Source organism: Pseudomonas sp. D(2018) (assembly GCF_005502555.1).
GTDB lineage: Bacteria > Pseudomonadota > Gammaproteobacteria > Pseudomonadales > Pseudomonadaceae > Metapseudomonas > Metapseudomonas resinovorans.
Map to the genome: position 1 here is coordinate 42,206 of NZ_SCOK01000022.1, position 11,500 is coordinate 53,705.

At 62.1% G+C, this 11,500-nt stretch carries 8 protein-coding genes; 7 read left to right on the forward strand and 1 reads right to left on the reverse strand.

The features are described from left to right. Window positions 1-30: 30 nt before the first annotated feature. Window positions 31-3,471 (reverse strand): transcription-repair coupling factor, encoded by a 3,441-nt coding sequence (gene mfd, locus FFS60_RS15660; RefSeq protein ID WP_137822474.1) that lies wholly within the window; start codon window positions 3,469-3,471, stop codon window positions 31-33. 135 nt (window positions 3,472-3,606) lie between these two features. On the opposite strand from mfd, the gene FFS60_RS15665 reads away from it, so the two are divergent. From FFS60_RS15665 to nqrE, 7 genes are all read left to right on the forward strand, one after another. After that, window positions 3,607-5,073, forward strand: coding sequence for a glyceraldehyde-3-phosphate dehydrogenase (locus tag FFS60_RS15665; RefSeq protein WP_137822490.1), 1,467 nt, complete (start codon window positions 3,607-3,609; stop codon window positions 5,071-5,073). A 93-nt stretch (window positions 5,074-5,166) separates the two neighbouring features. Continuing rightward, window positions 5,167-6,564 (forward strand): amino acid permease, encoded by a 1,398-nt coding sequence (locus tag FFS60_RS15670; RefSeq protein WP_028629468.1) that lies wholly within the window; start codon window positions 5,167-5,169, stop codon window positions 6,562-6,564. A gap of 323 nt (window positions 6,565-6,887) precedes the next feature. Further along, on the forward strand, window positions 6,888-8,225 hold the full coding sequence (locus tag FFS60_RS15675) for a Na(+)-translocating NADH-quinone reductase subunit A (RefSeq protein WP_028629467.1): 1,338 nt from the start codon (window positions 6,888-6,890) through the stop codon (window positions 8,223-8,225). Then, window positions 8,226-9,437 carry an NADH:ubiquinone reductase (Na(+)-transporting) subunit B gene (locus FFS60_RS15680; protein WP_028629466.1) on the forward strand — a complete coding sequence of 404 codons (1,212 nt, stop codon included), beginning with the start codon at window positions 8,226-8,228 and terminating at the stop codon, window positions 9,435-9,437. It abuts the gene before it with no gap. Continuing rightward, complete coding sequence (locus FFS60_RS15685) at window positions 9,430-10,218, forward strand: Na(+)-translocating NADH-quinone reductase subunit C (RefSeq protein ID WP_028629465.1); 789 nt, start codon at window positions 9,430-9,432, stop codon at window positions 10,216-10,218. Before FFS60_RS15680 ends, FFS60_RS15685 begins: the two co-directional genes overlap by 8 nt. Beyond that, complete coding sequence (locus FFS60_RS15690; protein WP_171016529.1) at window positions 10,215-10,889, forward strand: NADH:ubiquinone reductase (Na(+)-transporting) subunit D; 675 nt, start codon at window positions 10,215-10,217, stop codon at window positions 10,887-10,889. The genes FFS60_RS15685 and FFS60_RS15690 overlap by 4 nt, the downstream gene beginning before the upstream one ends. Next, window positions 10,889-11,497 carry an NADH:ubiquinone reductase (Na(+)-transporting) subunit E gene (nqrE, locus tag FFS60_RS15695; RefSeq protein WP_028629463.1) on the forward strand — a complete coding sequence of 203 codons (609 nt, stop codon included), beginning with the start codon at window positions 10,889-10,891 and terminating at the stop codon, window positions 11,495-11,497. The genes FFS60_RS15690 and nqrE overlap by 1 nt, the downstream gene beginning before the upstream one ends. Window positions 11,498-11,500 lie beyond the last annotated feature (3 nt).

Here is an 11,500-nt window from a genome sequence, read left to right on the forward strand (position 1 = left end):
TGTTCCTTATAGGGGCAATCATTCCGCAGACTACTGCGGGGTCAGGCGTTCGAATAGCGCCTCGAGTGTGTTGAAGCGTTCTTCCGGGCGCTCCATGGGCACCTGGAACTTGAACAGGGTGGCACCTTCGAACTTGTAGCGCTTGGGCTGGCCCTGGATCAGTTTGATCAGTACCAGCGGGTCGACGCAGGTCGAGGCGTCGAACTCGATGCGACCCCCTTGGGGGCCGGCATCGACCTTCTTGATGCCGAGCTTCTCGGCCTGCAACTTGAGCAGGGTCGTGCGCACCAGGTGCTTGGTGGGCTCGGGCAACAGGCCAAAGCGATCGATCATCTCTACTTGCAGTTCCTTCAGGCCGTCTTCGTCAGCTGCCGAGGCAATGCGTTTGTAGAGGATCAGGCGCGCATGCACGTCGGGCAGATAATCCTCGGGAATCAGCGCCGGCACCCTCAGGTTGATTTCCGGCCCGCCGCCCAGCGGCTGCTCAAGGTTCGGTTGCTCGCCCTTGCGTATGGCCTTCACCGCACGTTCGAGCATTTCCATGTAAAGCGTAAAACCGACGGCCTGGATCTGCCCGCTCTGGCCTTCGCCCAGCAGTTCGCCGGCACCGCGGATTTCCAGGTCGTGGGTGGCAAGAACGAAGCCGGCGCCCAGGTCCTGGGCGTTGGCGATGGCCTCCAGGCGCTTTTCGGCATCCGGGGTCATCTGCTTGCGCGGTGGTGTCAGTAGGTAGGCGTATGCCTGGTGATGGCTGCGGCCGACCCGGCCGCGCAACTGGTGCAGCTGGGCCAGGCCGAATTTGTCGGCGCGTTCGATGACGATGGTGTTCGCGCTGGGTACGTCGATGCCGGTTTCGATGATGGTCGACGCCACCAGCACGTTGAAGCGCTTGTGGTAGAAGTCGCTCATCACCTGTTCGAGATCGCGTTCGCGCATCTGGCCGTGGCCGACGGCAATGCGCGCTTCAGGAACCAGTTCGGCCAGTTCGGCGGCGCACTTCTCGATGGTCGCCACCTCGTTGTGCAGGTAGTAGACCTGGCCGCCACGCAGTAGCTCGCGGAGCAGGGCTTCCTTGATCGCCGTGTTCTGCCGTTCCATGACGAAGGTACGTACCGACAGGCGGCGCGCTGGCGGCGTGGCGATGATCGACAGGTCGCGCATGCCCGCCACCGCCATGTTTAGGGTGCGCGGAATCGGTGTGGCGGTCAGGGTGAGGATGTCCACCTCGCTGCGCAGGGATTTCAACTGTTCCTTCTGGCGCACGCCAAAACGGTGCTCTTCGTCGATGATCGCCAGGCCCAGGTTCTTGAAGTTCACGTCACCCTGCAGGAGCTTATGGGTGCCGATGATGATGTCGATCTTGCCTTCGGCCAGTTGCTGAGCCGCGCCTTCCACCTCCTTGGCGGACTTGAAGCGGCTCATTACCTCGACGGTTACGGGCCAATCGGCGAAGCGATCGCGGAAGCTGTTGTAGTGCTGCTGGGCGAGCAGGGTGGTGGGCACCAAGACTGCGACCTGCTTGCCGCTGTGTACCGCGACGAAGGCCGCACGCATGGCGACTTCGGTCTTGCCGAATCCAACGTCGCCGCACACCAGCCGGTCCATGGGTTTGGGCGCCAGCATGTCGGCCAGCACGGCTTCGATGGCGGCCTGCTGGTCGGGCGTTTCCTCGAAAGGGAAGCCGGCGGCGAAGGTGGCGTAATCCACCGTTGGGTCCTTGAACGCATAACCCTCGCGGGCGGCGCGGCGCGCATAGATATCCAGCAATTCGGCTGCGACGTCACGGACCTGCTCGGCGGCCTTGCGCTTGGCTTTCTGCCAGGCTTCGGAGCCCAGGCGGTGCAGCGGTGCCAGGGCGTCGTCGCTGCCGGTGTAGCGAGCGATCAGGTGCAGGCTGGCCACTGGCACGTAGAGCTTGGCCTCCTCGGCGTACTGCAGGGCGAGGAACTCGGCGGCCTGGCCTTCGATTTCCAGAGTGATCAGGCCGAGGTAGCGGCCGACGCCATGGTCGATGTGTACCACGGGGGCGCCCTCGCGCAGCTCGGCGAGGTTCTTGATCACGTTGTCGCCGGCGTCGCTGCGACGTTCGCGGCGGCGTCGCTGCATCACCCGCTGGCCGAACAGCGGGCTTTCGGCGATCAGGGCCAGGCCCGGGTCGTCCAGTAGCAGCCCTTCATCCAGTGGCGCAATGGTAATGGCCAGGCGTTCGGAACTGGCTACGAACTCCGGCCAACCCTCGACTTCCTGTGGACGCAGCTTGAGGCGCGCCAGCATTTCCAGCAGCACCTCGCGGCGGCCAGCGGATTCGGCGCTGAACAGCACGCGGCCAGGGAAGTCCTCGATAAAGCGACGCAGAGCTGCAAGGGGTTCGGTGGCCTTGGCCTGGATCGCCAGGTCGGGCAGGGCGCGGGCGGAGAAACGTTCGCGACCGACGCCGGGTTCGACGTCTTCCTGGCTCAGCACCAGCCGGGGCGAGCCTTTCAGGCGGGCGAAGCAGTCTTCCACCGGCAAGAACAGCTCGGCGGGTGGCACCAAGGGGCGTTCAGGGTCGACGCGACGCTCCTCGTAGCGATTGCGCACGTCGGTCCAGAACTGCTCGGCAGCCTGCTCGATGCCCGGCAGGGAGAACACCTGGGTGTCGGTCGGCAGGTAGTCGAAGAGCGTGGCCGTTTCCTCGAAGAACAACGGCAGGTAGTACTCGATGCCGGCCGGCGTGATGCCGCTGGCCAGGTCCTGGTAGATGGGGCAGCGGCGGAAGTCGACGTCGAAGCGCTCGCGGAAGCGACCGCGAAAGTCGGTCACGGCCTTCTTGTCCAGCGGGAACTCGCGGGCCGGCAGCAGGCGGATCGATTCCACCTTGTCCACCGAACGCTGGGTTTCCGGATCGAAGGTTCGCAGGGTTTCGATCTCGTCGTCGAACAGGTCGATGCGATACGGCAGGTCGCTGCCCATGGGGAACAGGTCGATCAGCGCGCCGCGCACGGCGAACTCGCCGTGTTCGTAGACCGTATCCACACAGCGATAGCCGGCTGCTTCCAGGCGCAGGCGCATCTGCTCCACGTCCAGCTTCTGGCCGACATCCAGCACCAGGCTGGACCCCAGCAGGAAGCGCGTCGGCGCAAGGCGGTGCAGGGCGGTGGTTATGGGCACCACAAGCACGCCGCGCTTGACCCCGGGCAGTCGGTAAAGGGTATCGACGCGCTGGGAAATGATGTCCTGGTGCGGCGAGAAGAGGTCGTAGGGCAGGGTTTCCCAGTCAGGAAAATGCAGAACGTCGAGGTCAGGGGCGAAAAAGGCCAGCTCCTGCTCCAGGCGTTCGGCGGTCTGGCTGTCGGCCGTCAGCAGCAGCGTGAAACGCTTGCCGGCGCTGGCGGCTTCGGCGATCGCCAGGCTCAGGGCGGCACCAGGCAGATTGCCCCAATGCTGCTTGCCGGCGGAGGAGGGGAGGGGCGGGAGGCGCAGTACGGACACGGGCAAGAGGCTCCGGTCGGAAAAAGATCGGCGGATTGTAACTATCCCGACTAGCGGATGTCAGTGTTGAGGCCGCTGCTGATTGCCGGCGCCTGCGTGCGCCGTCATAATGTAGCCCCTTTTTTCATCCCCTACATGTGGAAGGTACTGCCCGTGACTCAGAAGCCCGACCAGTGTCTCGGTGAATGGATCGATCGTGAAGCCCTCGCGGAAGCCATGATTCCGATGATTGGCCAGCTCTATCGCAACAACAACGTTGTGACCTCGATCTATGGCCGTGGCCTGATCAACCGCTCCGTGATCGCCATCCTCAAGGCCCACCGTTTTGCCCGTCATCGCCTCGCGGACGAAGCCGATCTGTCGGTTCACGAAACCTTCCCGATCCTCAAGGCCATGAGCGAGCTCAAGCTCGGCACCGCCTCCGTGGACCTGGGCAAGATGGTTGCCAAGTACAAGGCTGAAGGTAACGGCCGTAGCATCGAGCAGTTCACCAAGGACGAGCTGGCCGACGTAGTTGGCAAGCAGAACGGCGCTGCCCGTGAAGGCACCGACGTTGTCCTGTACGGTTTTGGTCGCATCGGCCGCCTGCTGGCGCGCATCCTGATCGAGAAGACCGGTGGTGGTGACGGCCTGCGTCTGCGCGCCATCGTCGTCCGCAAGGGCGCCGAGAACGACCTGGTCAAGCGCGCCAGCCTGCTGCGCCGCGACTCTGTGCACGGTCCGTTCGACGGCACCATCGTCATCGACGAAGAAAACAACACCCTGACCGCCAACGGCAACCTGATCCAGGTGATCTACTCGAACGATCCGGCCTCGATCGACTACACCGCCTATGGCATCAAGAACGCCCTGCTGGTGGACAACACCGGCAAATGGCGTGACGCCGAGGGCCTGGGTCAGCACCTGAAGTGCCCGGGTATCGACCGCGTCGTCCTGACCGCTCCGGGCAAGGGCGCGCTGAAGAATATCGTTCACGGCATCAACCACGGCGAAATCTCGGCCGACGACAAGATCATCTCCGCCGCTTCCTGCACCACCAACGCCATCGTGCCGGTGCTCAAGGCAGTGGATGATCAGTACGGCATCGTCAACGGCCACGTCGAAACCGTTCACTCGTACACCAACGACCAGAACCTGATCGACAACTTCCACAAAGGCAGCCGTCGCGGCCGCAGCGCTCCGCTGAACATGGTGATCACCGAGACTGGTGCTGCCACCGCAGCTGCCAAGGCTCTGCCGGTTCTGAAGGGCAAGCTGACCGGTAACGCGATCCGCGTTCCGACGCCGAACGTCTCCATGGCGATCCTGAACCTGAACCTGGAGAAGGCCACCAACCGCGAAGAGATCAACGAATACCTGCGCCAGATGGCCATGCATTCGGACCTGCACAAGCAGATCGATTACGTTTCTTCCCAGGAAGTGGTGTCCAGCGACTTCGTCGGCTCCCGCCATGCGGGCGTGGTAGACGCCGAAGCCACCATCTGCAACGACAACCGCGTTGTGTTGTACGTCTGGTACGACAACGAGTTCGGTTACAGCTGCCAGGTGGTTCGGGTGATGGAAGATATGGCTGGTGTCAACCCGCCAGCATTCCCGCGCTAAGCCTGTGTAATCGGAAAACGGGAGCTTTCGGGCTCCCGTTTTTCATTTTTGCGTCTGTAATCGGATAACAAGAATCGCTTGGGGATTTCCCAGATGGAAGGACATCACCTTCACCAGGGGCCGCTCAAAAGGGGCCTGAAGAACCGCCACATCCAGCTAATCGCGCTGGGCGGCGCCATCGGTACCGGCCTGTTCCTGGGCTCGGCCGGGGTGCTCAAGTCGGCGGGTCCGTCGATGATTCTCGGCTACGCCATTGCCGGCTTCTTCGCGTTCCTGATCATGCGCCAGTTGGGCGAGATGATCGTCGAAGAGCCGGTTGCCGGTTCGTTCAGCCACTTCGCCCACAAGTACTGGGGCGGTTATGCGGGTTTCCTTTCCGGCTGGAACTACTGGGTGCTCTACGTGCTGGTGGGCATGGCTGAGCTGACTGCGGTAGGCAAATACATCCAGTTCTGGTGGCCCGAGGTGCCGACCTGGGTGTCGGCAGCTGTGTTCTTCGTGCTGATCAACCTGATCAACCTGGCCAACGTGAAAGCGTTCGGCGAGGCAGAGTTCTGGTTCGCGTTGATCAAGGTGGTGGCCATCATCGGCATGATCATTCTCGGCATCTACCTGCTGGCCAGTGGTGAGGGTGGCCCTCAGGCTGCCGTCGACAACCTCTGGAGCCATGGCGGCTTCTTCCCCAATGGTATCGAAGGCCTGGTGATGGTATTGGCCATCATCATGTTCTCCTTCGGTGGTCTGGAGTTGGTGGGTATCACCGCTGCTGAGGCCAGCGAGCCGAAGAAGGTGATCCCCAAGGCGATCAACCAGGTCATCTACCGCATCCTGATCTTCTACATCGGTGCGCTCAGTGTGCTGCTGATGCTCTATCCGTGGGACAAGCTGCTGGAGACCCTGGGGGCTGCCGGCGACCCGTACAGCGGCAGTCCGTTCGTGCAGATCTTCTCGCTGATTGGCAGCGATACGGCGGCGCATATCCTCAACTTCGTGGTGCTGACGGCTGCGCTGTCGGTCTACAACAGCGGTGTCTACTGCAACAGCCGGATGCTTTATGGCCTGGCGGAGCAGGGGGATGCACCCAAGGCGCTGATGAAGGTAGACGACCGTGGTGTGCCGGTGTTGGCTATCGGTCTCTCGGCGCTGGTTACGCTGCTCTGTGTAGTGGTCAACTACCTGGCCCCGCAAAAGGCCCTGGAGCTGCTGATGGCGCTGGTGGTGGCGGCCCTGGTGATCAACTGGGCGATGATCAGCCTGTCCCACCTGAAGTTCCGCAAGAGCCTCGATGCCCGGGGGCAGCAGCCTTTCTTCAAGGCGCTCTGGTATCCCGTCGGCAATTACCTGTGCCTGGCCTTCGTGGCGTTGATCCTCGGCGTGATGCTGATGATTCCGGGCATTAATGTGTCGGTCTACGCCATTCCCTTCTGGTTGGCCCTGATTGGCGTCTGCTACTACTTCAAGCGTTCAGCGGCGCGGGCTACTGCCCATTGATACCGTTTGCGGATCGAAAGAGCGGGAGCCCTGGGCTCCCGTTTTTTATGCGCAACGCTCAGGTAAGCGGGAAACGATAGGGCGAAGTCCAGGCCAATCGGGGATGACCCACTGTTCAGAAGTGGACGCGATGTTGCTATTTGTTTCCTAAATATCTGAAAAGAAAGGGCTTGGGTGGCGATGGTGAATCGCGCTCTCTATAATCCGTCGCTTAACCGTTCGAAATGCAGCACGCCCGCACCCGCTCCGGCAGGCGCGTCGTTGTCATTTTCGGCTCTTGAGTCGACGCGTTTCGAGCAGAAACCCTGTTCCAGGCGAAACCTATGATCAGAGTAAAGCGAGGGCTGGACCTGCCGGTGGCAGGTGAGCCGATCCAGCGAATCGAAGCGGGGCGACCGATTCGGAGCGTCGCCGTCATCGGCTTCGACTATCACGGCATGAAGCCGACCATGGATGTTCAGGTGGGGGATCGGGTCAAGCTCGGCCAGCCACTGTTCGCCGACAAGAAGACCCCGGGCGTGATCTATACCGCGCCCGGCGCCGGAGTGATTAGTGCCATCCACCGTGGTGAGCAGCGAGTGCTGCAGTCCGTGGTGATCGACCTCGACGGCGATGAGGAAGTTCAGTTCGAGCGGTTTTCCGCCGAGCAACTCGATCAGCTCGATCCGCAACTGATACGCGACGAGCTGGTGCAATCCGGCCTTTGGACCGCGTTGCGCACACGGCCGTTCAGCCGCGTGCCGACGCTCGATTCCACGCCGAGCTCCATCTTCGTTACCGCTATGGATACCCATCCCCTGGCTGCCGATCCGGCCATCGTGATTGGTGAACATGCTGCGGATTTTGAACACGGCCTCAAGGTGCTCGCTCGCCTGGCCCGTGTTTTCCTGTGCAAGGCCTCTGGTGCTGCGCTGCCGGGTGAAAACCTGGCCCAGATTCGTAGCGAATCCTTCACCGGGCCGCACCCGGCAGGCCTGCCGGGTACTCATATTCATTTCCTCGATCCGGTCAACAGCAGCAAGAGCGTCTGGCATATCGGCTATCAGGACGTGATCGCCATCGGCAAGCTGTTCACCACCGGCCGACTCTGGGTCGAGCGCGTGGTGTCCCTCGCCGGCCCGGTGGTGGACAGCCCGCGGCTGGTGCGCACCCGTTTGGGAGCAAGCCTGGACGAACTCACTGCCGGCGAACTTCAGCCGGGCGCCAATCGCGTGGTTTCGGGCTCCCTGTTGGGCGGTCGGACCTCCCGGGGTGCCTGCTCGTACCTCGGCCGCTACCACCTGCAGGTGTCTTGCTTGCGTGAAGGCAATGACCGCGAACTGCTGCATTACCTGCGCGCCGGCGTGAACAAGCACTCGGTGCTGAACATCTTCGTCTCCAAGTTGCTGGCCGGCCGCAAATTTGCCTTCAACACCAGCACCAACGGCAGCCCGCGCGCCATGGTGCCAGTGGGCAACTACGAATCGGTGATGCCCCTGGACATCCTGCCTACACAGCTCCTGCGCTACCTGATCGTTGGTGACACTGAAATGGCGCAGAAGCTCGGTTGTCTGGAGCTGGATGAAGAAGATCTGGCGCTGTGCAGCTATGTCTGCGCCGGCAAGTACGAGTACGGCCCCATCCTGCGGGACAACCTCAACCGTATCGAGAAGGAGGGCTGAATGAGCCTGCGTAAATTCCTCGACCGGATCGAGCACAACTTCGAGCAGGGCGGCCGCTATGAAAAGTGGTACGCCCTCTACGAGGCGGTAGATACCTTCTTCTACCGCCCCGCGAGCGTGACTCACACCACGGCCCACGTCCGAGACGGCATCGATCTCAAACGGATGATGATCACGGTCTGGCTCTGCACCTTCCCGGCCATGTTCTTCGGCATGTGGAACGTTGGCTACCAGGCCAACCTGGTCTTCGCCCAGAGTCCTGACCTGCTGGCGGCACAGGAAGGCTGGCGCTTCGCCTTGATCGGTTCGCTGGCCGGGTTCGACCCGAATAGCCTGTGGGACAACTTCATCCAGGGGGCCGCCTGGTTCCTGCCCATCTACGCCGTGACCTTCATCGTCGGCGGCTTCTGGGAAGTGTTGTTTGCCTCCATCCGCCGCCATGAAGTGAATGAAGGTTTCTTCGTCACCTCCGTACTCTTCGCGCTGACTTTGCCGCCGAGCATTCCGCTCTGGCAGGTGGCGCTGGGCATCAGCTTCGGCGTGGTGCTGGGCAAGGAAGTCTTCGGCGGCACCGGAAAGAACTTCCTCAACCCGGCTCTGGCTGGCCGTGCGTTCCTCTTCTTCGCCTATCCGGCGCAGATTTCCGGGGACGAGGTATGGACCGCCGTGGACGGTTTCGCGGGTGCCACCTCGCTGAGCCTCGGCGCTGCCGGCGGCGTCGAGAACATCATTGGCCACGGCATCACCTGGATGGATGCCTTCCTTGGCACTATTCACGGCTCCATCGGCGAAACCAGCACCCTGGCCATCCTGATCGGTGGTGGTGTGCTGCTGGTCACCCGGATTGCGTCCTGGCGTATCGTCGCCGGCGTGATGCTGGGCATGATCGCTACCACCTGGCTGTTCAATGCGATTGGTTCAGACACCAACCCCATGTTCGCCATGCCCTGGTACTGGCACCTGGTTCTGGGTGGCTTCGCCTTCGGCATGATGTTCATGGCGACCGACCCTGTCTCCGCCTCCATGACCGACACGGGCAAGTGGCTGTTCGGCGCGCTCATCGGTCTGATGGTGGTGCTGATTCGCGTCGTCAACCCTGCGTTCCCGGAGGGCATGATGCTGGCGATTCTGTTCGCCAACCTGTTCGCGCCGCTGATCGACCATTTCGTCGTCCAGGCCAATATCAAGCGGAGGCTGGCACGCAATGGCTAACCAGAAAGAATCCACTGTCCGCACCCTGATGGTGGCCCTGGTGGTCTGCCTGGTGTGTTCCGTGTTCGTTGCCGGCGGCGCCGTAGCGCTCAAGCCCGTGCAGGTGGAGAACCGTGAGCTGGACAAGCAGCGCAGCATCCTGAGCATCGCCGGCCTGGCCCAGCCGGGCATGTCTGCTGACGAGGTGAAGAAGCTCTACGCCGAGCGCATCACTGCGAAGGTGGTGGACCTTGCCAGCGGCGATTTTTCCGATGAGATCCAGGCCGCCGGTTTCGATCCGCTGAAGGCCGCCAAGGACCCGCAGCTTTCCGACGCGCTGCCCGCCGGGCAGGACATTGCCTCCATCAAGCGACGTGAGCGTTACAGCACCGTCTACCTGGTGGAACAGGGCGGTCAGCTGCAGACCCTGATCCTGCCGGTGCGCGGTTACGGCCTCTGGTCGACCCTGTACGGCTTCCTCGCGCTCAAGGGCGACCTGAACACCGTAGTCGGACTCGGCTTCTACCAGCATGGCGAGACCCCTGGCCTTGGCGGTGAGGTGGACAACCCGAAATGGAAGGCGCTCTGGAACGGCAAGAGCCTGTTCGATGAGCAGGGGCAACTGGCCATCGAGATCATCAAGGGCAGTGTCGATGCGCAGTCGCCGAAGGCCAGTCATCAGGTCGACGGTCTGGCCGGCGCCACGCTGACCAGCAAGGGCGTCAACAATCTGCTGCATTTCTGGCTCGGCAAGAACGGCTTCGGCCCCTTCCTGGCCAAGCTGAACAACGGGGAGGCATGAGCATGGCGCAACCCACTATCCGGTCGGTCCTGCTGGACCCGATCCTGCACAACAACCCCATCGGCCTGCAGATCCTCGGTATCTGCTCGGCCCTGGCGGTCACTTCCAACCTGAAGACCGCGCTGGTGATGTCCATCGCCCTGACGCTGGTGACCGGCTTCTCCAACCTGTTCATTTCAATGATCCGCAGCCAGATCCCCAGCTCGATCCGCATGATCGTACAGATGGTGATCATCGCCTCGCTGGTGATCGTGGTGGACCAGGTGCTCAAAGCCTACGCCTTCAGCCTGTCCAAGCAGCTCTCGGTGTTCGTTGGGCTGATCATCACCAACTGCATCGTGATGGGGCGCGCGGAAGCCTTCGCCATGGCCAATCCGCCGGTCCTGTCTTTCTTCGATGGCATCGGCAACGGCCTGGGCTACAGCGCCATGCTGATTGTCCTCGGCATCGTTCGCGAGCTGTTCGGTGCTGGCAAGTTGCTGGGCTACGAGATCCTCCCGGTGATCAACGATGGCGGTTGGTACCAACCCAACGGGCTGTTGCTGCTACCGCCCTCGGCCTTCTTCCTGATCGGCCTGATCATCTGGGCGCTGCGCAGCTGGAAGACCGAGCAGAAGGAGGCGCCGGCCTACAGGATCGCGCCCCAGGTATCCAACAAGGAGGCCTACTGATGGAGCATTACCTCAGCCTCTTCGTGAAGGCGGTATTCGTCGAGAACATGGCCTTGGCCTTCTTCCTCGGCATGTGCACTTTCATTGCCATTTCGAAGAAAGTCGAAACCGCAATCGGTCTGGGTATCGCGGTGATCGTGGTGCAGGCCATCACGGTTCCGGCCAACAACCTGCTCTACACGCTGCTGCTCAAGGATGGCGCCCTGGCCTGGGCCGGATTGCCGGGCGTGGACCTGAGCTTTCTCGGTCTGCTCAGCTACATCGGTGTGATCGCGGCCATCGTGCAGATCCTCGAGATGCTGCTCGACAAGTACGTGCCCTCGCTCTACAACGCCCTCGGTGTGTTCCTGCCGTTGATCACCGTGAACTGCGCGATCATGGCCGGCTCCCTGTTCATGGTTGAACGCGACTACAACCTTGGCGAGAGCGTGGTCTACGGTGTCGGCTCCGGCTTTTCCTGGGCGCTGGCCATCGCCATGCTGGCGGGTATCCGCGAGAAGCTGAAGTACAGCGACGTGCCGGAGGGTCTGCAAGGTCTCGGTATCACCTTCATCACCATCGGCCTGATGTCTCTCGGCTTCATGTCGTTTTCCGGTGTGCAGCTCTAAGGA